Below are 23745 nucleotides of genomic sequence, written 5' to 3'. Positions count from 1 at the left end.
GAGTCAGCCCGAGGTGTGGTCGAACGTCAGGTGCGAGGTGATCCGGTAGCGGTCGCCGCGATAGATCGAGCGGGTGTACTCGATCACGCGGCCGCCGGCGTCGCGCGTGGTGCGTTCGAACAGCAGCGCGGGGGAGTGCTGCGGGACACCGAGCAGACCGGATTCGTCGGCGTCGGTGACGGTCGGTTCGATGATCTGCACGGCCGTCGCGGGAACGATCTCGTAGCGGGTGCGGAGCAGTTCGTAGAACGAGCCGGACTCGAAGCCCGCGGCCGTGATGTCCGGCACGAGGTCCTGGGGGACCAGGATCCGCTCGATCGCCATCGGCGCCTCTTCGACGACGCGGACGCGGGTGACGGCCACCAGCGTGTGACCCGGGGAGACCTCGAGCCGTTTGCCGAGCCGGGCGCCCGCCGGTGTGGTGGCGAAGTCGATCACCCGGCTGGTCCAGTGGCCCTCGGCGGGCGGGGCGAACTGCTCGCCGCCGGTCGCGGGCACGAGGTCCTGGGAGATCTTGCGCGGCGCGGTGAACGTGCCCCGGCCGTGCTCACGGACCACGAGACCGTCGCGTTGCAGTTCGTCGATCGCGGCCCGCAGGGTAGGGCGCGAGACGCCGATTTCGGTGCTCAGCGCACGTTCCGAAGGCAGGACCTCGCCCGGCTGGCGCCGCTCGATGAGCTGGCGTAGCCGATCCTTGACCTCTGTTCGCCGCATGATCACAGCCTACCCAGTGGTCGGCGTGAATTGGCTGGTGGACAGGTTGTCTAGACCTATTGACTTTACCACTTCCTGAAGCGACGGTGAAAGAAACTGACCAGTGGTAAAGGAGACGACGATGTCGAACACAGGGAAGTTCCGCTCCGCCGCCATCGCCGCGTTGTCGGTCGCCGCACTGGGGCTGGCGCCGGGTGACGCTGCCGGAGCGGCCGGTTGCGGGGCGTTGTTCGACGATTTCCACTACACCTCGTACACCGACGGACTCCTTTCCCAGCACGGCTGGCAGGTGCGCTCCGGGGCCGGCGGCCCTGGCGTCGGCGGTGCGCGCTGGGCTCCGGAGGGCATCACGTTCCCGACGTCCGGCGGCGACAAGGTGCTGCAGCTCGCCTCCGCCACCGACGGCACGCCCGCGGGGACGACGCAGACCGAGATCATGCAGCCCGAGCGGCGGTTCTTCGAAGGGACGTACGCGGCACGGATCCGCTTCTCCGACGCGCCGGTCTCCGGCCCCGATGGCGACCGGATCAACCAGACGTTCTTCACGATCAGCCCGCTCCGCTACGACAACGACCCGATCTACAGCGAGCTGGACTTCTCGGAGTACCTGCCCAACGGCGGATGGGGCGAGGCAGGGCCGGTGAACTTCCAGACCAGTTGGCACACCTACACGCCGGACCCGTGGTATGCCAGAACAAGAGCGGCAGCCAGCGCCGCAGCATCGACGGCTGGCACTCCGTCGTAGCGACCGTGTCCGACGGTCATGTGCGGTACTACATCGACGGTGCCCTCGTGGCCGACCACGACCGCGGCGGACCGTTCGACGTGTACCCGCGGCAGGACATGTCCTTGAACTTCAACCAGTGGTTCATCGACCTCACGCGGCACAGCGGTGGCACGAGCACCTACCTCGAACAGGTGGATTGGGTCTACTACGCGAACAACGAGGTCCTGACGCCGGAAGCCGCCGCCGAACGGGCCGCGTCGTACCGGTCCTCGGGTGTGCGGTTCACCGACAATCTCGCCGGCTGTTAAATGTGAGCGGGGTTCTGCGGGAGAACGAGGAGTGCGGTGGACGAGCGGGATCGGCTGGCGGAACGGTTCGAGGAACACCGGGCCAGGCTGCGGGCGGTGGCGTACCGGATGCTGGGCTCGACCGGCGAGGCCGAAGACGCCGTCCAGGACACGTGGCTGCGGCTCAACCGCACCGACGCGGGGGAGATCGAGAACCTCGGTGGCTGGCTGACCACGGTGGTGGCGCGGGTGTGCCTGAACGTGTTGCGCTCGCGCGACCACCGGCAGGAGGAACCGCTCGACGACCGGCTTGCCGAACCGATCGACTCCTCGGCCGATCCCGCCGCCGATGCGGTGCTCACCGACTCGGTCGGGCTGGCGATGCTGGTCGTCCTGGAAACGCTCGCGCCCGCCGAACGGCTCGCGTTCGTCCTGCACGACATGTTCGCGGTGCCGTTCGACGAGATCGCCCCGCTGATCGAGCGCACCCCGGCCGCCGCGAGACAACTCGCGAGCCGCGCCCGGCGCCGCGTCCAGGGTCGCTCGGCCGCCGCGGAACCGGACGTCGCGCGGCGGCGCCAGGTCGTCGACGCCTACCTGGCCGCCGCACGGGGCGGCGACTTCGAAGCACTTCTGGAACTGTTGCATCCCGATGTCGTTCTTCGCGCGGACAAGGCGGCGGGCCCCTCGCGCGAGCCGATCTTCCTGCGGGGTGCCAGTGTGGTGGCTCGCGGTGCGGCGGCCGCTTCGGTGCGGGCGGCGGTCACTCGGTTGGCGCTGGTCAACGGCGGCGTCGGTCTGGTGATGGCCGACGAAGGACGGCCTTCGGTGGTCCTCGCGTTCACGTTCGCCGACGGGAAGATCAGCGAGATCGACGTCATCGCGGACCGGGAACGGCTGCGGGGGCTGGACTTGGTGATGGTGGACTGATTCCGGGTTGCGGTTCGGTCGCGAACGAGCATCGAGGACTTCGCCGCTCGGATCGAGCCGTTAACGGTCTTCCGTCGTGGTCCGCCTTCTTTCGCGTTCCGGCGGCTGGCCGGAGTGGCCCAGGTCGCCGCGGTCAATGAGCAGTTGGTGTTGCACAACCGGCTCACGCACAGCCTGAAAGCCGCGCAGAGGGGCCGAAGACTCGTGCAGCACCTGCGCTTTCAAGTGGCCGATCCGGAAGCGGGATTCCCGGTGGAGTCCGATTTGAACGAGGACGTCGTCGAGACGGCGGGACTCGTGCACGACATCGGCCACCCGCCGTTCGGCCACATCGCCGAGGAGGTCCTCGACCAGCGTCTCAATCTGACGCGGGCGACGCTGAACACGATTTTCAAGTACCGGTGTCTCAAACCCCGTGGCTCGTGCAAGACCACCGCGTTGCGGACTGATCGTGGTTACGGTGACAAATGGAGTGCCTATCAGACCGAGCGGGACGATTTCTTGTGGGCGCGGGAGAACAGCCGCGGAGAGCTGAGATCCGCGAACGCGGTCCTGATGGACTGGCCCGATGACATCAGCTACGCGACCCACGATCTCGAGGACTACTTCCGGGCGGGTCAAGCTCGGACTCCGCCGTTTGAAGGAGCACAAGGGATTCGACGAGACTCGCTTTCGGAATGAGCTCGACACGGTCATCGACGAGTTCGGCGAGCACCTGCACTCACAGTGGTTCTCCGTGATCGACAGGCCGGCGCCGGCGATCCACCAGGAAGGTCAGAAGAGGATCATCGGCTCGCTCTTCGATCGCTTGTTCACGTGCCTCGAGAAATCGCCGAGCAGTCCGAAGATCCCCATCCAGCTCCGGGTGATCTACCGTGACATCAAGCGTGACGATGAGGCGAAGGGGACCTTCGAGGAGAACAGGGAGGCCCGCTGCGCCCCGGGCGGTCACCGACTACATCTGTCTGCTCACCGAGGCACAGGCCGTCGGTCTCGGGGAGCGGTTGACGGGGCGGTCGCAGAGTTCGATGTTCGGTCCGTGGTTCAACTGAGTGAGGGCATGCCGAGGGGCCCGTCGCCGGTGGTGGACGGCGGGCTCTCCGGGTTCAGTTGTGGATTGTGTTGCGGCGGGGATTTTGTAGCGGGTCGAGGTACTGCGGTGGGATGAACTCGGGTCGGCCGTCGGCGGTCATGCGGACTTTCCAGCCGGATTGTCCGTGGATGACCATGTGGTGGTAGCGGCACAGCAGACACAGGTTGCTCAGGTCGGTGTCGCCGAGTTCGCTCCACGGGAGTAGGTGGTGGGCTTCGCAGTGTTTGGGTTTCCGGTGGCAGCCGGGGAATGCGCAGCCGTGGTCGCGGAGGTTGAGGGCTCGGCGTTGTGCTGGGGTGACGGTGCGGGCGGCGCGGCCGATGTCGAGCGGCTCGCTGTCGGAGCCGAGCACCGCGGGGATGATCTTCGCGTCGCAGGCGAGCATTCGCGCGTGCCGGGCGGTGATCTGGGAGACGCCGTCCACGCACGCCGTCCCCAGTCCTGAGGTCAGGGTGTCGAGGGGGATGGTGACGACGATGGTGGTCCGGTCCCCGGAGAGGGTGGGGGCTTTGTCGTTGGTCATGGCGTAGTGGATGGCGTCGAAGAGTGCGTCGCCGTGGCGTTCGGCGGGGGTGCGGGAGTCGTGGTTGCCGTCGTCGTCGACGGGTCTTCGTTGTCCCCAGGTCTCGAACAGGGCGTTCGCGCGAGCCCCGAACTCGGGGTCGAGCAGGCCGTTCAACCGCCACCAGCCGTCATCACGTTTGCGGAGATACACCTCGCGCGACGGGGGTTTCAGGTCCTCGTCTTTCGGTTCTTTCCCGTCGGGATCCATACGGGCCAGGAGTTCCGCCCCGGCGTCGATGATCGCTTGCGGGCCGGCGTGGCGGGCCAGGTTCACCAGGATCTGTTCCGCCCCCGCCCGATCCTCTGCCGACACCTCAGGCGGGATTTTCTTCAGCACCGCCAGGATCGGATCCAGTTGCTGATGGCCGAGTTCGCCCTCGGACGCGGAAGCACCCGCGAGTGGAGCGAAAGCGGGTGCGGGGGTGCCGTCCAGATTCCGGCTTTCGTTCAACGCCAACGCCCGTGTCACGGTGTCACGTGCTTCTTTGGGGGTGATGCGGGCGGTCTCGGCGAACCAGCCCGCCGTGGAGCCGTGTCCGTACAGCTCCATCGGACCCCGGGATTCGATCTCGACCAGGAGCTGCCCGACCTCCGCCAGCGCCTGTCGTGCCACCGACAAACGCTCGACCACACCGTGCGCGAGCTCCCGCGCACCGGCACGCCACACCTCCTGCGGCGGTTCGAGGATTCGTCGACTGGACACCCCGCCATAATACCAGTGAATCGAACGCATATTCGATCCAGGAAAAACTTTTCCCGAAGGTGGAATTAAGGTGTTTCGCATTCAAAGTGCGCGAATAACACTCTTGGGTGAGGGGTGGGGTGGTCGTGAGTCGGGTTCTCTTGGGGGGGGGGGTACTTCAGGCGGCCCGAGCGGCGGACCGTGGCGATCCTCGTGAGTGGTAAGGACGGTTCTAACCGTCCTTACCACTCACGAGGATCGCCACTCCGCCACGCCGGAAACCCGCCTAAGGTGACCGTGACGCCGCAGTCACTCCCGGGAGGCAGGCATGTCGTTGTTGGCCCAGCTGAACACCGCGATCACCACGGGCGCGATCGAGGTCGTCGACCTCACCGCCCCGTTGAGCGCGAGCACCCCCGTGCTCCAGCTGCCGGAGCCGTTCGCGAACACGATCCCGTTCGGCCTGGAGGAGATCAGCCGGTACGACGAACGCGGACCGCGCTGGTACTGGAACAACATCCACACCGGTGAGCACACAGGGACCCACCTCGACGTCCCCGTGCACTGGCTGTCGGGAAAGGACGGCCACGACGTCTCCGAAGTGCCGCTGCGCACGCTGGTCGCCCCGGCCGTGGTGCTCGACGCGTCGGCCCGCGCGGCCGAAGACCCGGACTTCCTGCTCTCCACGGAAGACATCCGCGAGTGGGAGCGCGTGAACGGGCCGCTGCCCGACGGCGGCTGGCTGCTCTACCGCACGGGCTGGGACGCTCGTTCGCACGACCAGGACACCTTCCTCAACAACGACGAGAACGGTCCGCATACGCCGGGCGTCTCGGCGGAGTGTGCCCGCTGGCTCGCGGAAGAGGCACCGATCACCGGGTTCGGAGTGGAGACCGTCGGCACCGACGCGGGACAGGCGCTGAGCCTCGAACCGGCCTTCCCCTGCCACGAACTCCTTCTGGGCGCGGGAAAACACGGCCTCACCCAGTTGCGGAACCTGGCGAGCCTGCCGCCGACCGGATCGCTGCTGGTCGTCAGCCCGCTCCCGATCGTCGGCGGATCCGGCAGCCCCGCCAGGGTCTACGCGCTGGTCGAGCGGGCATGAAGGTCGCGGAGCTGGTCGGCCGCACGCTGGCGGATCTCGGCGTGGGTGCCGCGTTCGGGGTCGTGGGCAGCGGCAACTTCGAGGCCACCAACGGGTTGCGGGCGGGTGGGGTGCGGTTCGTCGCGGCGCGGCACGAGGGCGGCGCGGCGAGCATGGCCGACGCGTACGCGCGGATGAGCGGCCGTGTGCCGGTGCTGAGTCTCCACCAGGGTTGCGGGCTGACCAACGCGATCACCGGGATCACCGAGGCCGCCAAGAGCCGGACACCGATGATCGTCCTGGCCGGTGACACCGCGGCGTCGGCGGTGCTGTCGAACTTCCGGATCGACCAGGACGCGCTCGCGGTCGCCGTCGGCGCCGTGCCGGAACGCGTGCACGGCGCGCCCACCGCGGTCGCCGACACCGTCCGCGCCTACCGGACGGCGGTGCAGCAACGCCGGACTGTCCTGCTCAACCTCCCGCTCGACGTCCAAGCGCAGGAAGCTCCCGAAGCGGTCCCGGCCCCGGAAATCCCCGGGCCGGCGCCGGTCCGGCCGAGCACCGAGGCGGTCGCGAAACTGGCCGACCTCCTGGCCGAAGCGCGGCGGCCGGTGTTCATCGCCGGACGCGGCGCGCGGGCGAGTTCGGTGCCCCTCCGGGAACTCGCGGAGGTCTCCGGCGCACTGCTGGCGACCTCGGCGGTGGCACACGGGCTTTTCCACGGCGATCCCTTCTCACTCGGGATCTCGGGCGGCTTTTCGTCACCACAAGCGGCGGACCTCATCGAAAACGCCGACCTCGTGATCGGCTGGGGCTGCGCGCTGAACAGGTGGACCACCCGGCACGGCACGCTCCTCGGCCCAGCCGCCCGGCTGGTCCAGGTGGACGTCGAGGAGGCCGCGCTCGGCGCGCACCGGCCGCTCGACCTCGGTGTCGTCGGCGACGTCACCAGCACCGCCGCCGACGTCCACGCGGAACTCGACAGGCGTGGCCACCAAATGAGCCGCGAAGCCCCCACAAGCACCCGATGGAACGACGTCCCGTATAACGACCTATCCGGCGGCGGAAGGATCGATCCGCGCACACTCAGCCGTCATCTCGACGAAATCCTGCCCGCCGAACGCGTGGTCTCGATCGACTCCGGCAACTTCATGGGCTACCCGAGCGCGTACCTGTCCGTTCCCGACGAGAACGGCTTCTGCTTCACCCAAGCGTTCCAAAGTATCGGGCTCGGCCTCGGAACGGCGATCGGCGCGGCGCTGGCCCGGCCGGAGCGGCTGCCGGTGCTCGGGGTCGGCGACGGCGGGTTCCACATGGCGGTTTCCGAGCTGGAAACCGCCGTACGGCTGCGGATCCCGCTCGTCGTCATCGTCTACGACGACGCCGCGTACGGCGCTGAGATCCATCATTTCGGCGCCGCGGACATGACCACGGTCCGGTTCCCCGACACCGACATCGCGGCGATCGGCCGCGGATTCGGCTGCGCCGGTGTCACCGTGAGGTCGGTCGAGGATCTGGTCGCCGTCACGGAATGGCTCGACGGGCCACGGGACGCACCGCTCGTCATCGACGCCAAGATCGCCGACGATGGCGGCTCGTGGTGGCTCGCCGAAGCCTTCCGACACTAGAACGCGCTACACGCCCCAGTCCGGCCGCAGCGGCATGCCCGCGTCACCGTCCGGGCCGACCTTCACCCCGAGCACCTGGTGCAGTTCGATCTCCCGCCGCTCGAAAGCGAGCCGGCACGCGGCCATGTACAGCGCCCAGACGCGGCTCCGCCCGGCGCCCGCTTCGGCGACGGCCTCGTCCCAGTTCGCGTCGAGGTTGGCGCACCAGGCGCCGAGGGTGGTGGCGTAGTGCTCGCGGAGGTTCTCCGAATGCCGCACCTCCAGCCCGCTGTCGTGCATCGCGGTGGCGATCTCCCCGACGGACTCCAGTTCGCCGTCGGGGAAGACGTACCGGTCGATGAACCCGCGCGACCGGTGCGCCACCGAGGTGTCCGGGTTGGTGATGCAATGGTTCAGCATGCGCCCGTGCGGTTTCAGTTTCCCGGCGAGGAAACGGAAGTACGACGGCAGGTTGCGCGCGCCGATGTGCTCGGTGAGCCCGATCGACGACACCGCGTCGAAGTCCGTCTCGGTGACGTCGCGGTAGTCGAGGTGCTGCACTTCGGCCCGGTCCGCGAGCCCCTTGGTCACGATGTCCTTCTGTGCCCATTGCGCCTGCTCACGCGAAAGGGTGACGCCCAGCGCCTCGACGCCGTAGTTCGCGACGGCGTGCTCGACCATCCCGCCCCAGCCACAGCCGACGTCCAGCAGCCGCATCCCTGGCCGGAGCCCGAGTTTCCGGCACACCAGGTCGAATTTGTGCGCTTGCGCCTCTTCCAGCGACGCGGCGGCGGACGGATACGCGGCGCAGGTGTAGGCCATCGACGGGCCGAGCACCAGTTCGTAGAACCGGTTCGAGACGTCGTAGTGGTTGGAGATCGCGTTGCTGTCACGCGCTTTCGAGTGCCGCAGGCCGTCGACGGTGCGTTTGAGGCGGCTCGGCAGTTCTTCGGCGGGCGGGGCGACGCGGCGCAGGTGCGTGGGCCCGAGTTTGCGCAGCAGCCACAACCGGTCCGCCGGACTGAGCTGATCGACCTGGGCCACGAGCGCGCGCAACGCGGAGTAGAGATCGCCGTCCACGTCGAGAGCGCCGGCGACATAGGCGCGGGCGAGACCGAGGTCGCCAGGGGACGACATCAGGTACGTCAGCGCCAGGGGCGACCGCACCCGGATCGACACCGGCGCGTCCGCCGGGCCGCTCGTGCTGCCGTCGTAGGCGGTGATGGACACTTCGGCGCTCGGACCGAGCAACCGCTCGAAGATCTTCCCGACGGTGGTCGTCTCAGCCATGGTCGTCTCTCTTCTTCCCGGACCCGATCACCGCCGCCGCACGCACTTCGCGTACAGGTCGAGGAGGCGGCCGTCCGGGTCGTAGGCCGTCTTCAGTTTCCGATAGGCGTCACCGTTGTACAGGCGCCAGAACTCGTCTTCGGAATAGAAACTGTCGGAGTACAGCGATTTCCGCCCGCCGAGCCGGGTCACTTCGGCCTCGATCAGCCGATTGTGCGTATCCGGCGCCTCTCCGGGGTCCAACGGCACCGCCGACCAGAATCCGAAGTTGACGTACAGCGTGCCGGGGTCCATTTCGTACAGTGGCGAGTTCACGCCGCCCGGTCGCTGCTTCAGCGGGCAGATCCACACCGGGCTGATCGGGATCTCGCGGCGGAAGAACTCCAGGAACTCCGCGGCCCGCGAAAGCGGTACTTCGATGTCCTGGACGACGGTCTCTTCCGGAGGAAGACGGCGCAGCCTGAGCAGCTTCGCGGCGATCCCGAACCGCCGGTCGAGAGCCACCACCTTCCAGTAGACCGAAGACCGCAGCAGCCGCCTGCCCAGCAGCAGCCGGGGGAGCCGGTGCTGCACGCCGAACGCCCGCGAGCACCAGAACCAGTCCGTGTCCCAGCGCCACAGGTAGTCCCGGGCGCTCAGGTGGTCGGTCCCGCGTTCGCGGATCGACTTGTAGTAGATGCCGAGCCAGGTGTAGTCGCTGGTCGCGGGCGCCGAGGCGGTGAACGTGCCCAGCGTCAAGTACTGCTCGCCCGGCCCGAAGACCGTTCCGTCCACGAAGTCGGCCGACCCGTCACGGCAGGCCTCGCCGAGCGCCGCGAAGTACTCCTCGGGGTCTTCGTACCGGATGTGGTCGAGCCGCACGTACGGTTTGACCGGCTCCAGTTCGATCTTCAACCGCAGTGCGTAGCCGAGCGTCCCGTACGAGTTCGGGAAGCCGTGGAACAGGTCGCTGTGCTCGTTGTCCGGCCGCGCGACGACGATCCTGCCGTCGCCGGTGAGCAACTCCATCTCCAGCACCGACTCGTGCACGAGACCGTTGCGGAACGAAGACGACTCGATGCCGAGGCCGGTGACCGCGCCGCCGAGCGTGATCGTCTTGAGCTGCGGCACGACCAGCGGCATCAACCCGTGAGGCAGGGTCGCGTCCACGAGTTGCTCGTAGGTGACCATGCCTTCGACGTCGGCCGTGCGCGCCAGGGGATCGACGTCGAGCACGTGCGTGAACCCCGAGACGTCCAGCCCCGGTGTGCTGGTCGCCGTCCGCGCCCGGAACAGGTTCGACGTCCGCTTCGCCAGCCGGATCGTGCCGTGGAGATCCGCGAGCTGTGCCCGGAGCGCTTCGGCTCGCGCTTCGTGTTCGGCGAACCGGACCAGCCGCGCCGTCGCCCGGGTACCGCTGTCGCCGCTAGCCATTCCTGATCGCCATCGGTTCATCGTGCCCCACCGAACCGCCTGGCGCAGCCCTTGATTTCTACCTGAGCCGGTGCAGCGGGACGGCGTTCGCCATGGCGGTGAAGCCCTTGTCGCCGGGATGGAGATGATCGCCGGAGTCGTACTCGGGTTTCATCCGCTGCGGGTCGGCGGGATCGCGGATCACCGCGTCGAAGTCGATGTAGGAGTCGAAGAGCCTGCTGGTCCGGATGAACCGGTTGACCGCCTGCCGGGTCTCTTCGAGTTGCGGCGTGTACGAACCCCAGCCCTTCCACGGCGTGATCGTCGCGCCCAGCACCCGCAGGCCGCGGTCGTGTGCCCGGACGGCGATCTGTTTCAGCGCCGAGATGATCTTGTCCGGATCGGCCTGGTGCGGGGTCTGCTGGATGTCGTTGATGCCCTCGAACACGATCGCCGTCCGCGCGCCGGACTGGTTCAGCACGTCCCGGTCCAGCCGCGCCAGCGCGTTGACCCCGGCGTTCCCGCCGTCGAGCAGCAGCCGGTTCCCGCTGATCCCGGCGTTGAGCACGCCCAGCCGCGCGCTGATCTTGTCCGCCAGCTGATCCGGCCAGCGCAGGTTCGCGCCCCAGGTCGAGTTCGCCCCGTCGGTGATCGAGTCGCCGATCGCCACGACACTGCCCCGCAGTCCCGCGCCGCGGACGTCCACTCCGGACACGTAATGCCAGACCGCGGTCTTTTCCGGGAACGCCGCCGCCGACTCGTCGGCCGCCTTGTCGCCGTCACGGGTGAAGTACGAGTTCTGCATCGCCAGCGGGTGATAGGTGACCGGACCCGACGGCGTCGGCGTGTACGTGGTGACCAGGAGGTCGCCGTCCCTCGGCACGGTCAGCGCCGCGCCGTCGCTGACGATGTCGGCGCCCGGCGGCACGGTGATCTCGCGGTCGCCGCCGAAGGTCAGCGTGCGCATCGTGCCGGGCACGGCCTGCGGGGTGTCCGGGCCGGCGGCGACCGCGACGGTCACCCGGCCGAACAGCACCGGCGTCCGGCCGAAGGCGTTGGACAGCCGCACGCGCACCTCGTGCCCGCCGGCGCTGGTGTGCACGATGTTGCGGATCGAGAAGTTCGGGTAGCCGTTGTCGGTCCCGGCCACCCCGGCCGCGGGCGCCGCCGCCCAGGTGCCCACCCAGCCGCTCGTGGCGGCGCTCTCCACTTGAGCCGGAGCCGCCGCGGCGACTCCTGGTACGACACCCAGAAACAGGATTCCCGCCACGGCGAGATGCTTCACGCGCATGTCAGTTTCGCCTCCACCCAGTCGGCTCCACTCATCGTCAGTGAATCACCGACGGCCGGTCAACGTCCTGGACAGGACAGGTTTCTGTCGGAGGTGGCGGTTAGCCTGAACGCCATGACACCTGCCGCTCTCGCGAAGCTCTGCCTCGGCCTCCCCGGTGCCCGGGAGGAGTTCCCGTTCGGCGAGGACAACAGCGTGTTCAAGGTCGTGGGCAAGATGTTCGCGCTCAGCCCGCTCAAGGCGAAGCCCTTGCGGGTCAGCCTCAAATGCGAGCCCGATCTGGCGGTCCGGCTGCGCGCGGAGCATCCGGCGATCGCCCCCGGCTATCACCTGAACAAACGGCACTGGAACACCGTCCGGCTGGACGGTTCACTGACCGACGACTTCGTGCGGGAGATGATCGAAGACTCCTACGACCTCGTCGTCGCGGGCCTGCCGAAACGGGAACAAGAGAAGCTGAACTGGGTCGCGCTCAGCCAGGAATGAGCGCCGGAGGTTTCATCCGGATTTCATCCGACCGTGCCCGCCCGGCCTCCTACCGTGGGCGGAGGCGGGTGCCGCCCGCCGCACGATGACGCGCTTCCCGGGACTTCCTAGGCTGATGCCGTGCTGGAGATCTTGCGGGACCGGTTCCGGGCACGGGTGCAGGCCAGTCTCACCCGGGCCGGGCTGAGCCTGCCGTGGTGGGGGGCGTTGTGCGCCAGCGCGGTGAGCTTCGTGTTCACGGTGGTCGCGCTGATCCAGCGGGACGCCCTCGTGCCGCCGGAGCCGATCGCGCTGGCAGGCCTGATCGTGATCGCGCCGTCGCTGATCTGGGTGACCACCGACTGGATCATGCCGTGGGTGCGGATGACGGCGCTGATCATCGCCGCCTCGGTCCTGCTCATCGAGCCCGTGCTTCCGGATTTCGCGCCTTTGCTGCTGCTGGTCGCGGCCACCGAAGCGGGCAGTGTCCTGCGGACGACGTGGGGGATCGCCCTTGTCACGGTCGCGGGCGAGGCGGTCTTGGTCGTGGCTGGGATCTGGGGCGGGCTGATCGGCGGGCCGGTGTACATGGTCGCGATCCTGCTCGGCCTCAGCGGCGGGCTCATGGTCCGCTGGTACACCAGGGTGCTGGACGCCGAACGCGGCAACCGTGACGCCTCCCGCGACAAGGCCCTGCTCGCCGAACGCCAGCGCATCGCGCGTGAGGTGCACGACGTCGTCGGCCATTCGCTCAGCATCACCCTGCTGCACCTGACCGGAGCCCGGCACGCGTTGCAGCAGGACCGTGACGTCGACGAGGCGATCGAAGCGCTCACCGAAGCCGAGCAGGTGGGACGGGCCGCGATGGCCGACATCCGCCGCACGGTCGGTCTGCTCGCCGATTCCCCGTCGGGCAGCGCCCCGCTGCCGGGGGTGGAGGACATCGCGACGCTGGTGGAACGCACCCGCAGTGCCGGTCTGGCGGTGCGCTATACACAGGAAGGCGACCTCGGCCGGGTAGGCGCCTCGGAAGGATTGGGCCTCTACCGGATCGTGCAGGAATCACTTGTCAACGTCGTCAAGCACGCCCCCGGCGCGACCGCGGAGGTCCGGCTGAACGCCGGCCGGTCGGGTTTGAAGCTCATCGTCAGCAACACCCTCCCCGCGACCGTCCGGCGCGCCGCCGAGGACGGTTCGGGACTTGCGGGGATGGCCGTCCGCGCCGCCCAGCTCGGCGCCGATCTCAGCGCGGGGCCCAGCGGCAGGCAGTGGATCGTGCGGGTCACCGTGCCGGGAGCCAAGCCGTGACCGCCGCCGAGATCCAGGTGCTGCTGGTCGACGACCAGGAGCTGGTCCGATCCGGGCTGCGGCGCATCCTGCGGCGCCGTGACGGGTTCGTCATCGCGGGGGAATGCGGCGACGGCTCGGAAGTGCCCGCGGCGCTGGCCGCGCACGAGGTCGACGTCATCGTGATGGACCTGCGGATGAAGAACGTCGGCGGCGTCGAGGCGACCAGGCGGCTGCGGCGGTCCGGTGGGCATCCGCCGGTGCTCGCGCTGACCACCTTCGACGACGACAACCTCTTGGCCGACGCGCTGCGGGCGGGCGCCGCCGGGTACGTCCTCAAGGATTCCCCCGCCGAAGACCTGATCCGGGCGGTGCGGGCGGTCGCCGCGGGTGACGCGTGGCTCGACCCCGGGGTCACCGGCCGGGTGCTCGCCGCCTACCGGCAGGCCGCCGGGAACGGCAGCGGCGGGCGTTCGCCGGAACTGCTGACGCCGAGGGAACAGGACGTGCTCCGGGCGATCGGCCGCGGGCTGACCAACGCGGAGATCGCCGCGGCACTCGTCATTTCGGAGGTGACCGTGAAAAGCCACATCGGCCGGATCTTCACCAAACTCCAGTTGCGGGACCGGGCGGCGGCGATCGTCTACGCGTTCGACCACGGGATCGTGGTGCCGGGCTAGTGCGGAACGAAGGGGGGATCATGTCGGATTCGAAGCTTCGGTTCGAGGTGCTCGGCCCGTTGCGGGCCTGGTACGGGGAGACCCGGCTGGACCTCGGTCCGGTCCGGCAGCAGGCCGTGCTGGCCGCGCTGCTGCTGCGCCCGGACGTGACCGTCAGCCATTACGAACTCACCGACGGGCTCTGGGAGAAGCCGCCGGAGTCGAACGTGCTGCCGGTGTACGTCCGGCGGCTGCGGCAATGCCTGGACACCTCGGGGCGGAAACCGCGGGACTCGGTGATCGTGTCCGACCGCGGCGGCTATCGGTTCGCCAGCGATGGGGTGCGGCTGGACGTGGTACGGCTGGAGGAGGTCGCCGCCGTCGCGGCCACCGCCGAGGAGTCGGGCGATCTCGTCGCCGCGGTGGACACCTTCGCCGACGCGCTCCGGCTGTTCCACGGCGAGCCGCTGACGGGGCTGCCCGGCGCGTTCGTCCATGGCGAGCGGCGACGGCTGGAGGAACGCAGACTTCTGTTGCTGCGCCGGAAATTGCGGGCACAGCTGAAACTCGGCCGGTTCGACGAGGTGATCGGCGAGCTGTCGGCGCTGGTGTCCGCCGACCCGCCGAGCGAGCCGCTGGCCGCGTTGCTGATGCGGGCGCTCTACGGCGGAGGACGGCAGGCGGAGGCGCTGGAGGTGTTCACCGACGTCCGCGAGCGGCTGGTGGACCAGCTCGGTGTCGAGCCGGGCGAGGAACTGCGGCAGGTGCAGGAAGCGGTGCTGCGCGGGGACGAAACGCTGCTCGGCGTCGCGCCGCGCAAGGAACCGTCACGCCGGATCCGCAACGAACTGCCCGCCACCAACGGCGAACTCGTCGGCAGGGACCGGGAACTCGCGCTGCTCGTCGAGGACGGCGATCCGGAGTCGGTCGCGGTCGACGCGGTCGACGGCGTCCCCGGCGCCGGGAAGACCACGCTCGCGGTGCGCGCGGCCCACCGGCTCCGCGAGTCCTATCCAGACGGTGCGTTGTTCGTGGACCTCCACGGCTACACCGAAGGCCGTGAGCCGGTGACGCCGGAGCGCGCGCTACGGCGGCTGCTGCGCGCGGTCGGGGTCGAAGACGGGGCCATGCCGGACGATCTCGACGAACTGGCCGCGTCGTGGCGGGCGGCGACCGCGCAGCTGCGGTTGCTGCTGGTGCTCGACAACGCCGAGTCCGCCGGGCAGGTGCGGCCGCTGCTGCCGTCCGGGCCGGGCAGCCGTGTGCTGGTGACCAGCCGCCGTCGTCTGTCCGGTTTGGACGCCGACCGGCGCGTTTCCCTCGGCGCACTGGGCCTCGAAGCGGCCGAACGGCTGCTCGGCCGCATCGTGGGAGCGCCGAGGGCGGAGGGGGAGCGGTTCGCCGTGCGCGCGCTCGCCGGGCTGTGCGGGCGCCTGCCGCTCGCGCTGCGGATCGCGGGCGCCCGGTTGCAGAACCGTCCGATGTGGACGTTCAAGGACCTGGTGGACCGGATGTCGGACGACGAGCGCAGGCTCGGCGAGCTGACCGCCGAGGACCGCAGTGTCGAGGTGGCGCTGCGCCTGTCCTACGAGCAGCTGCGGCCCGCCGAGCAGAACGCGTTCAGTGTGCTCGGCCTCTCGCCGACGGCCGAATTCGACCGGCTCTCGGTCGCCGCCCTGCTGGACTGTTCGCCCGCCGAAGCCGAGCGGCGGCTGGAAAGCCTGGTCGACGCCAGCCTCGTGCAGGAGCCTGCGAGCGGTCGCTACCGGCTGCACGACCTGGTGGCGGTCTATGCCCGGCGGCTCGCCGGGGAAATGCCCGAAGAGGCCGCCGAAGCGGCACGGAAACGGGTGTACGGGCTGTATCTCGGCGCCGCGCGCCGGGCGAGCGAATGGGGTGTCGCGCGGTTCCCGGTGGAGTCCGGCGGATCGTTCACCGGGCAGCGTGACGCTTCCGCCTGGCTCGACGCCGCCGGTGACCTTCCGGAGGTGGTGACCCAGGCGGCCGAAGCCGGGCTGGACGACCTCGCGTGCTCGATCGCCGAGGGCCTGGTCGACTATCTCGCGCGCCAGCAGCGCTACCACGAATGCCGGACGGCGCTGCAGATCGCGCTGCCGCTGGCAGAACAGGCCGGAGACGAACGCCTGGTCTCGTCGCTGCGGTTCTGCCTGGGCTACGCCTACGCCATGCAAGGACAGCTGGACCGTGCGCGCGGCTGGTTCGACGACGCGCTGCGGGCGGGGCAGGCCTCCGGTGACCGCGGGGCGGAGGCGCGGGCGCTGGGCGGGCTCACCATGGCGGACCTGATCGCCGGACGGCACGAGCTCGCGCTCCCGGGGATGCGGCGGGGGATGGCTCTGGCCGAGGAGGTGGGGGACAGCTGGCTCGCCGAACGATCGCTGTCCGCGCTCGCCTATCTCGCCTACCTGCGGGGCGAGCACGAAGAAGCGCTCGTCCATCTCGGCCGCGCCCGTGAGCTGAGCGAGGAGATCGGCAGCCCCGGGATGCTGGCCAGGGTGCTGTGCCACAGCGGTACCGTCCGGCTCGAAATCGGCAGGTTCGCCGAGGCCGCGCTGGATCTCCGGCGGTCCGTCGAGATCGCCGAGGAGACCACGGACGGTCTCCTGACCGCGACCGGCCTCGCCCGGCTGGGCGCCGCGGAACTGGAACTGGGGAATCTCGACGCGGCTTTCGAACTCCAGCGGCGGGCGCTGACGGCGGTCACCGAGGAGACCATCGTCGGGATGGAGTCCGAGATCCGCAACCGGCTCGGCCGCACCCATCTCGCCGCGGGCGATCCAGTGGCCGCCAGGGAGCACTTCGAGTGGGTGCTCACCACCATCGGACCCGACGGCGATTCCGCGCAGCGCACCCTCGCGCTGGAAGGTCTGGACCTCACCAGACAGTCGGTACGCCGGCGTTGACGATCGTGAAGCGGTGTCCCGCCATGCTCGTCCGCCAGCGCGCGAAATAGGCGTCGGCGGCGTCCGCCAGGTGCACCCCGGCGCGGACCTCGTGGACGGCGTAAGCCCACTCCGCGGCGTCGCACAACACCAGTTCCCGCGGCGCGCCGCGCTTCCGGAGCACAGAAGAGCAGAGGGCGCCGCGCCTGCCGACGTTGCTGTTCTCGAGGCAGCGACGGAGGTCTTCGACGGCGTGGGCGGCGGTGTCGAACAGCGTCCACCGGTACTTGGGCGCCGGGCGGCCGTCGGCCCATGGCGTGAAGAACGCCGCCCAGCTCCAGCCCGGTCCGACGAGCCCGTACCGTTCCCCGGGACTCGGCGCGTCGTCCCGGGGTGTCACCGTGTTGTACGGGGTCCGGCTCGCCGGGCTCATGCACGTCTCCTCGTGGACCAACCGGTCCGCGGCCGCGGATCCGTGTCCGGAACCGTAGGGCGGAGCCATGAAATCCCGATGAAACGCTTGCGACGCCTCAGTCTCGCGCGGGAACGACGAGGGAGGCCATCACCTTCGGGATCAGCTCGCTGACGAACCGGCCGTCGGAGGGGCTCGCAGAAGGTCGCCGACGGGAACAAGCAGCTCGCGGACAGGTCGAAGGAACTGGCGAGCGGCATCGGCTCGGCGGCCGACGGCGCGCCGAATCGGGCGCCTCCGAGCCGGCCAAAGGCCTCAACGACGGCCCGGGCAAGGTGCCCGACTACACCCCAGACCGAACGCGACCACCTCGAACAGGTCGCCGCCACGCCCGCGATCGCCGGCACTGTGGGTGTGCGCACTGGCGACGTATCAGGTGATCCAAGCGGTGCCGTCGAGCGTGCTCACCACCCGCGAAGCCAGCTGGTGGTGCTCGTGCTCGCGGCTGGGACGTTTACCGTGGTCAACCAAGCGCTGGTGGCGATCTTCAAACGCCCTGGCCGCTTCGCCGCTCTCGCGATCCTTGTCCTCACTGTCGGCGCTTCGCTGGTCTCGACGGTGCCTGGGTTCTTCGGGACCGTGCTGGCGATGATCCTGGTGACCGATCGGCGGCGGTCCTTGCCGGGGCGGGAACTGCGGCTGGCTTGACCGGCGTCAGTTCCCCTTCTTGTAGCTGTCCCTGAGGGTGTCGGAGATAAAGACCGCTGGGTTGTTGCTGGCCAGGTAGCCGAGGATCATGCCTTCGTGGAGTGCGTTAGCCGTCGTCAGCGGTTTCGCACTGTTCCAACTCCGCCCGAATTCGGGGTCGACACCGCGGGTGCCGATTCCGGCGAGTGTCGTCGACGACCAGTTTCCGTTGCTGGTGTCGTGATCGTAAGATACTTGTCCACCCACTGGACCAGCTGCGGTCACGCCGCCGTGATGTGACTCCCCACCCAGGTCCTTGCCGTTTCGAATCGGGTTGTTGTCCCCGTCGAAGCCGGCCGTCACACCGATACCGGCGGACCCGCCCAATCCGGGTGTGGTGAGGCTGAGGCTCGACCCGTTGACAATCCAGAAGTTGCCCTCCTGATCGCGAACGAGGGCCACGTTATAGCCGACGGAGAACCCTAGGACGGACCCGCTCGCGCCGATCGCCGGGCCGGCGGTCCCCGCGCCGAACGTGAGCGTCCACGCCGAGTCGAACGCGTCGCCCGCCGCCTGCTTGATGCGGTCCATCAGACCCGGTCCGGATTCAGACGCCAGTGCCTCCCCTCCGACCAGGTCTCGCAAGTAGGCGGCGATCGCGGCGGCGAACTGCACGGCGAGGGCAGGTGAGTGGCGCCGGAGTTCGTCATAACGCACTTCGTTCTGCGTGATCACTCTGATGATCGTCTGCTTGACCCTGGTGAGCTCGGCGGCGTACCGCTCGGCGATACCGGCGAGCCGGGCGGCGTCGGCGCCGCAGTGTGACCAGTCCGCGCCATTGGCGTCGATCTTGTCGGCGAACACGCCGCCGGCCTCGTCAAGCCAGGCGTCGCGTACGGCGTTCGCGTTGCCGTGCAAGCGATTCCCACTGTCGTCCGCGTTGCGTGCCAGATCGCGCAGGCGTTGGCTCAGCAGGGTGGCGTTGTCCTCGTTGTCCGGTGGCCATGAGTCGTACAAGGCTTTGACGGCGGACCACAGAATCGATGCCGGTTCCCCGATCATCCGAACCTCACTCGCAGCAGCTCGGCCTCGGCGTGCGCGTCCGCGGTGACGTAATTGTCGACGCACAGCTGACCGGCCACGCCGAGATCCCCGGTCCGCTGCCGACTCGTGTCGACCCGCTGTTCGAGCGAGACGCGGCTCGCCTCGTACTCGGTTTTGAACCGCGCTCCCATCGGCCCGCCCCCGAGAGTGCCTGATAGCCAATCGATGTCGGCGCGCACAGCCTGGCACGCGACTCCGGCGTCCTCGCCGATCGCCGTCAGTGCCTTGACTTGGTAACCGGTCGCGTCGACATACATGTTCAGGCCGTCGCCCACGATTCCCCTCCCTGACTTCGTATCGAGTGTCCCGATGAGGCGACTGTCCGGCGAGTGGTTGGCCGGTTGCGGCCACGCACCGGGTCCACGGCTCTCACGGTCATCACTCTTCGGTGGGAAATGAACTGGTTGGCAGTGACGTAAAATTACGAACAGGGGTTCTCCGGCAGCGTTCGAACGGTACTGCGACGACGTCGTCGTGCACTGTGTCAGCGAGAAACAGGCCAAGTATGTTCGGAATGTGATCGCGGCACGGCTATGGCGGTTCGGTCTCCGGTTGCATCCGGGGAAAACCAAGATCGTCCATTGCCTGCAAGAGGACCGGAGTCGAACCAGGCATAGCGTGGAATTCACGTTCCTGGGTTACACATTCCGGCCACGCTATGCGCGACTAAATGACGGTCGCTGGAAATCCGGGTTCCTGCCCGCAGTGAGTAAAGCTGCCAAAAAGTCGATGGCGGCAGTGATCCGCGGGTGGCGACTCGGACGTCGGACCGACCTGAGTTTCAGAGAGATCGCCGCGATGATCAACCGCGTCGTGGCGGGCTGGATCAACTACTATGGGCGCTTCTACAAATCACTGTTGATCAGCTTCCTTGCCGATCGGATCAATCCTCATCTGGTCCGGTGGGCCATGCGGAAGTTCAAACACCTGCACCGGTGGCCATCGAAAGCCCGGAAGCGTATCGCCCAGATCGCCAGCCACTACCCGGGCATGTTCGTACATTGGCGACACGGAGCACTCCCGGCAGGTTCGACAACGGGAGCCGTGTGACGCGAGAGTGTCACGCACGGTTCTGAGAGCGGCGGCGGGTGAAACTCCCGCCGCCGACTCACCACCGCCTGATCCACCACGGCGACTGGCAAGTCCAGATGGCGGCCGACGGACTCCCGGAGTTCATCCCACCCCAGTACCTGGACCCACTCCGAAGATCTAGACGCAACATCCACGCATGACCCGAGGAGCCCGCCACCCAGCGACGGGCCCCTCGGCATGCCTGCGGACAGCAGCGGGTCAAGGTGGTCGTGAGTGGCGATTCGTGTTCTATTGAGGGGTAAGGCAAAGGTGTCGTGTCGAGTGGCGGGTCCGTGAAGGCCTTTGCGCGAGTACCGACGCGCTCAGTCGGCCGAAAGACCGGCGGTGATGGGAACGCGTCCGGATCGCCGAGCGGGGACCAAGGCCGCCAGCGGAGCCGCGAGCAGGGCCGCCGCCACCAGGACTCCCAACCGTCCCCAAGGCGGCACGAACAAGATCGGCTCACCGCCGCCCGACGCCACCTCCGTGATCAGCCACGCGGACGCGATCCCCACGAGCAGCCCGCACGCCGCACCGAGAACCGCGACGAAGATCGACTCCGTCGTCAGCGCGGCACCGAGCCCGCCGCGCGTGAGACCGAGGGCGCGCAGCAGCGCAGACTCCCGCGTCCGCTCCAGGACCGACAGCGAAAGCGTGTTCGCGATCCCCGCGAAAGCGATCACCACCGCCAGCGCGGTCAGCGCCCACATGAGGTTCAGCGTTTCCCGCAGCGGCGCGGCCGCCTCTTCCTTGAGCTCCTGGACACTGCTCAGCTTCGCGACCGGCGTGCCGGACAACGCCTTCTCCAGCGAAGGCCGGACCTGCTCGGGATCGGCGACCTTGACGAGGACGCTCCCGTCGTAGTTCTCCCCGTGCATGGCGACCTTCCCCTGCTCCGCGAGATCGACCAGCGCGAATCCCAGATCGACGCCCGGCGCGTCCACGCTGTCGTAGATCGCCACCACGCGCAGGGAGCGCACGGTGTCGCCGACGGCGAGTCCGGTCTGCTCGGCGAGCTCCTTGCTGATGGCGATCTGGCCGGGGCCGAGCCGGCCGAGGCTCCCGGAGAGCACGGTCGGGCGCAAGAGGTCGCCGCTGACGGCGGTCAGCTGATACGTGCCGTACTCGCCGAGGTCGCCCGAGAACGCGTGGCGGGTCCCGGTGGCGGTCACGCCGGGTACCGCGGCGAGGGTGTCCGCGAGCGTGGCGGGCAGTGGCCTGCTCGACACCACCGAGGTGACGGTGAAGTCGGCCGCCAGCTGCTCGTCCAGCCCTTGGCTCCGGCCCGCTTCGACCCCCGCCGCGACGGTGGTCGCGAGCGCGACGACGGCGAGGCCGATGGTCAGCGCGGCGGCGCTGGCGGCGGTGCGTTTGGGGTTGCGGTCGGCGTTGAGCGCGGCCAGGTCGGCGGGCTGCCCCGGCACGAGCGAGCCGAGCGCTCGGACGACCGGTCCCGCCACCAGCGGTCCGGCGGCCAGCGTCGCGCCGAGCAGCGCGACCATCGCCACCATGGCGAGGGCGGCGCCATCCTCCATTGTGGACTGAAGGGCCAGCACACCGGACCCGATGCCCGCGGCGAGCAGGATCATCGCGACGACGGCGCGGAGCCGTCCGGCGCGTTTGGCTTCGGCGGGCGTCCGGAGTGCTTCGATCGGCGCGACCCTGGTCGCGGACCACGCCGGGATCGACGCCGCGAGCGCGGTCACCAGGACCCCGATCGCGAGGGCGGCGACGATGGTGCGCGTCGTCAATGGGAGATACACGGTCTCCTGACCCGCGACGGCCTGCAGCGCGGCGGCGACACCCAGCCCGCCGAACAGCCCGGCCATGGACGCGATCGCGCCCACTACCGCCGCCTCGACGAGCACACTGCCGAAGATCTGCCGTTTGCCGGCGCCTACGCAGCGCAGCAACGCCAGTTCGCGCGATCGCTGGGCCACGAGGATGGTGAAGGAGTTCGTGATCACCATCGCGGCCACCACCATCGCGAGAACCGCGAAGGCGGTGAAGAACTTCGCCAGACCGGCCGTGTACGGCGCGGTCTCACTGAGCAGCCGGGCGGCGGCTTCCTTTCCCGTGGACACCGAGACACCCGGCGTCTTCTTCAGCTCCGCGACGAGCCGTGCCTTGCCCGCATCGGAGGAGGCGCGCACGACGATCTCGCCGAACGTCGCCTTGGAGGCCAGCTGTCGCAGCGTTTCCTGCGGTACCACCAGCGTCGCCCCGCCCAGCCCGGCGTCGCCCGGACGGCTGAACGTGCCGACCAGCGTCAGCGTGTGACGGCCACCGGTTTCGTCCAGCACGGTCACGGGGGAGCCCAGCGCGAAGCCTTCGGCGCTGTTCTTCTCCATGGCGATTTCCCCTGCGGCTGCAGGGAAACGGCCATCGACGAGGTCGTACGGGCGCAGCTTCTCGTCGGTGCTCAACGCGGACGCGGCGGCGTCACGCGGACGTCCGTCCGGGCCGAGCACCGGCGCGCTGATGGTCGCCCGGCCCTCCGCGGCGGCGACTCCCGGCACCTGCCGGACCGCCACCAGCGTCGTGTCGTCGAGGTCGGCGCCCCGCTTGGCCTTGATCGAGGCGTCCACGCCGCGCGTCTGGTAGGCGACCGCTTCCCGCAGTCCCGCGCCGACGGAGTCCGTGAGCACGAAGGAACCGGCCACGAAGGTCACGCCGAGGGTGACGGCGATAGCCGACAGCAGCAGCCGCAGCGGCCTGGCCTTGAGCCCGGCGAGCACGGTTCGCAGCATCACGCCCCCAGACCGGTCAGCGCGCCGAGCACGGCGTCGGCGGTCGGCCGGGGGATCCGCGCGGCGATCCGGCCGTCGGCCAGCAGCACCCCGTGGTCGGTGTACGAGGCCGCCACCGGATCGTGGGTCACCATCACCACCGTCTGGCCGAGTTCGCGGACCGAGGTGCGCAGGAAGTCGAGCACCTCGGCGCCGGACCGCGAATCGAGGCTGCCGGTGGGCTCGTCGGCGAACACGACGTCGGGCCTGCCGACGAGCGCGCGGGCGCACGCCACCCGCTGCTGCTGGCCGCCGGAGAGCTCACCCGGCTTGTGCTTCAGGCGCTGCCGAAGCCCCAGGGTGCCGACGACGGTCTCGAACCACGCCGGATCCGGGCGGCGGCCCGCGAGCCGGAGCCCGAGCAGGATGTTCTCCTCGGCGTTCATGGTCGGCAGGAGGTTGAACGACTGGAAGACGAAGCCGACCCGGTCGCGGCGGATCCTGGTCAGCTCGGCGTCGGACAGGCCGGTGAGCTCGGTCCGTCCGATGTGGACCCGGCCGGCGTCGACGGTGTCCAGTCCGGCGAGGCAGTGCATGAGGGTCGACTTGCCCGAACCCGACGGGCCCATGATCGCGGTGAACCGGCCACGCGGGAAGTCCAGCGAGACGCGGTCCAGTGCCTGGACCGCCGTGTCGCCCCTGCCGTAGACCTTCGAGACATCGATCGCGCCCGCGGCGGGACCGTCCATTGTGTTCATTCCCCGAGC

Annotated in this window: 22 protein-coding genes; 12 read left to right on the top strand and 10 right to left on the bottom strand. The window is 69.1% G+C overall.

The features are described from left to right. Positions 1–3: 3 nt before the first annotated feature. Positions 4–714: a GntR family transcriptional regulator gene (locus H074_RS38260; RefSeq protein ID WP_007035471.1), complete on the bottom strand. Its 711-nt coding sequence runs from the start codon at positions 712–714 to the stop codon at positions 4–6. A gap of 121 nt (positions 715–835) precedes the next feature. Between H074_RS38260 and H074_RS38255 the strand changes: the two genes are divergently transcribed. The 4 genes from H074_RS38255 (at position 836) to H074_RS41935 (ending at position 3339) form a co-directional block, all read left to right on the top strand. Then, entirely contained in the window at positions 836–1459 is a 624-nt protein-coding gene (locus tag H074_RS38255) for a LamG domain-containing protein (RefSeq protein ID WP_235096993.1), read from the top strand. A 5-nt stretch (positions 1460–1464) separates the two neighbouring features. Further along, positions 1465–1749: a LamG domain-containing protein gene (locus tag H074_RS41940; RefSeq protein ID WP_235096992.1), complete on the top strand. Its 285-nt coding sequence runs from the start codon at positions 1465–1467 to the stop codon at positions 1747–1749. Positions 1750–1785: 36 nt separating this feature from the next. Beyond that, on the top strand, positions 1786–2658 hold the full coding sequence (locus H074_RS38250; protein WP_007035470.1) for a sigma-70 family RNA polymerase sigma factor: 873 nt from the start codon (positions 1786–1788) through the stop codon (positions 2656–2658). Between the two features lie 114 nt (positions 2659–2772). Beyond that, positions 2773–3339, top strand: coding sequence for an HD domain-containing protein (locus H074_RS41935; protein WP_007035469.1), 567 nt, complete (start codon positions 2773–2775; stop codon positions 3337–3339). Positions 3340–3764: 425 nt separating this feature from the next. On the opposite strand, the gene H074_RS38240 is transcribed toward H074_RS41935, so the two are convergent. Continuing rightward, positions 3765–5018 carry an HNH endonuclease signature motif containing protein gene (locus tag H074_RS38240; RefSeq protein ID WP_039924588.1) on the bottom strand — a complete coding sequence of 418 codons (1254 nt, stop codon included), beginning with the start codon at positions 5016–5018 and terminating at the stop codon, positions 3765–3767. Positions 5019–5325: 307 nt separating this feature from the next. Here H074_RS38240 and H074_RS38235 point away from each other — a divergent pair, with 307 nt between their 5' ends. Together H074_RS38235 and H074_RS38230 are read left to right on the top strand one after the other, a co-directional pair. Continuing rightward, positions 5326–6102, top strand: coding sequence for a cyclase family protein (locus tag H074_RS38235; protein ID WP_007035467.1), 777 nt, complete (start codon positions 5326–5328; stop codon positions 6100–6102). Continuing rightward, positions 6099–7709: a thiamine pyrophosphate-binding protein gene (locus H074_RS38230; protein WP_007035466.1), complete on the top strand. Its 1611-nt coding sequence runs from the start codon at positions 6099–6101 to the stop codon at positions 7707–7709. Before H074_RS38235 ends, H074_RS38230 begins: the two co-directional genes overlap by 4 nt. A 6-nt stretch (positions 7710–7715) precedes the next feature. Here the strand turns inward: H074_RS38230 and H074_RS38225 are convergent, their stop codons facing one another. Genes H074_RS38225 through H074_RS38215 form a run of 3 tightly spaced genes read right to left on the bottom strand, consistent with a single transcriptional unit; the run spans position 7716 to position 11661 of the window. Next, positions 7716–8978 (bottom strand): class I SAM-dependent methyltransferase, encoded by a 1263-nt coding sequence (locus H074_RS38225; protein ID WP_007035465.1) that lies wholly within the window; start codon positions 8976–8978, stop codon positions 7716–7718. A gap of 27 nt (positions 8979–9005) precedes the next feature. After that, entirely contained in the window at positions 9006–10391 is a 1386-nt protein-coding gene (locus H074_RS38220) for an FAD-binding oxidoreductase (protein WP_007035464.1), read from the bottom strand. A 58-nt stretch (positions 10392–10449) separates the two neighbouring features. Next, positions 10450–11661, bottom strand: a complete 1212-nt coding sequence (locus H074_RS38215) for an SGNH/GDSL hydrolase family protein (protein WP_007035463.1) — start codon at positions 11659–11661, stop codon at positions 10450–10452. A 114-nt stretch (positions 11662–11775) separates the two neighbouring features. On the opposite strand from H074_RS38215, the gene H074_RS38210 reads away from it, so the two are divergent. From H074_RS38210 to H074_RS38195, 4 genes are all read left to right on the top strand, one after another. Further along, the gene (locus tag H074_RS38210; RefSeq protein ID WP_007035462.1) at positions 11776–12147 is read left to right on the top strand and encodes an MmcQ/YjbR family DNA-binding protein; all 372 of its coding nucleotides are present in this window, start codon (positions 11776–11778) and stop codon (positions 12145–12147) included. Positions 12148–12267: 120 nt separating this feature from the next. Beyond that, positions 12268–13434: a sensor histidine kinase gene (locus H074_RS38205; protein ID WP_007035461.1), complete on the top strand. Its 1167-nt coding sequence runs from the start codon at positions 12268–12270 to the stop codon at positions 13432–13434. Further along, positions 13431–14093 carry a response regulator gene (locus H074_RS38200; protein WP_007035460.1) on the top strand — a complete coding sequence of 221 codons (663 nt, stop codon included), beginning with the start codon at positions 13431–13433 and terminating at the stop codon, positions 14091–14093. Before H074_RS38205 ends, H074_RS38200 begins: the two co-directional genes overlap by 4 nt. 20 nt (positions 14094–14113) lie before the next feature. Then, complete coding sequence (locus tag H074_RS38195) at positions 14114–16996, top strand: AfsR/SARP family transcriptional regulator (protein ID WP_007035459.1); 2883 nt, start codon at positions 14114–14116, stop codon at positions 16994–16996. Here H074_RS38195 and H074_RS38190 read toward each other — a convergent pair. Next, positions 16968–17408 (bottom strand): hypothetical protein, encoded by a 441-nt coding sequence (locus H074_RS38190; protein ID WP_007035458.1) that lies wholly within the window; start codon positions 17406–17408, stop codon positions 16968–16970. The genes H074_RS38195 and H074_RS38190 overlap by 29 nt on opposite strands. Positions 17409–17906: 498 nt before the next feature. Between H074_RS38190 and H074_RS41925 the strand changes: the two genes are divergently transcribed. Continuing rightward, positions 17907–18095, top strand: a complete 189-nt coding sequence (locus tag H074_RS41925; protein WP_235096991.1) for a hypothetical protein — start codon at positions 17907–17909, stop codon at positions 18093–18095. Positions 18096–18101: 6 nt separating this feature from the next. Here H074_RS41925 and H074_RS38180 read toward each other — a convergent pair whose 3' ends face one another. Both H074_RS38180 and H074_RS38175 read right to left on the bottom strand, forming a co-directional pair. Further along, positions 18102–19136: a WXG100-like domain-containing protein gene (locus H074_RS38180; RefSeq protein ID WP_007035456.1), complete on the bottom strand. Its 1035-nt coding sequence runs from the start codon at positions 19134–19136 to the stop codon at positions 18102–18104. Beyond that, positions 19133–19453: a hypothetical protein gene (locus H074_RS38175; protein ID WP_007035455.1), complete on the bottom strand. Its 321-nt coding sequence runs from the start codon at positions 19451–19453 to the stop codon at positions 19133–19135. The genes H074_RS38180 and H074_RS38175 overlap by 4 nt, the downstream gene beginning before the upstream one ends. Positions 19454–19598: 145 nt before the next feature. Here H074_RS38175 and H074_RS39885 point away from each other — a divergent pair, with 145 nt between their 5' ends. Further along, on the top strand, positions 19599–20228 hold the full coding sequence (locus tag H074_RS39885; RefSeq protein WP_268744790.1) for a group II intron maturase-specific domain-containing protein: 630 nt from the start codon (positions 19599–19601) through the stop codon (positions 20226–20228). Positions 20229–20572: 344 nt separating this feature from the next. Here the strand turns inward: H074_RS39885 and H074_RS38165 are convergent, their stop codons facing one another. Then, positions 20573–22999, bottom strand: a complete 2427-nt coding sequence (locus H074_RS38165) for an ABC transporter permease (protein ID WP_007035453.1) — start codon at positions 22997–22999, stop codon at positions 20573–20575. Further along, complete coding sequence (locus H074_RS38160; protein ID WP_007035452.1) at positions 22999–23727, bottom strand: ABC transporter ATP-binding protein; 729 nt, start codon at positions 23725–23727, stop codon at positions 22999–23001. Before H074_RS38160 ends, H074_RS38165 begins: the two co-directional genes overlap by 1 nt. Positions 23728–23745: the final 18 nt, after the last annotated feature.

The organism is Amycolatopsis decaplanina DSM 44594 (genome assembly GCF_000342005.1).
GTDB lineage: Bacteria > Actinomycetota > Actinomycetes > Mycobacteriales > Pseudonocardiaceae > Amycolatopsis > Amycolatopsis decaplanina.
Note: the sequence above shows the minus strand (reverse complement) of the source record. Positions and strands in the feature narration are given on the sequence as shown.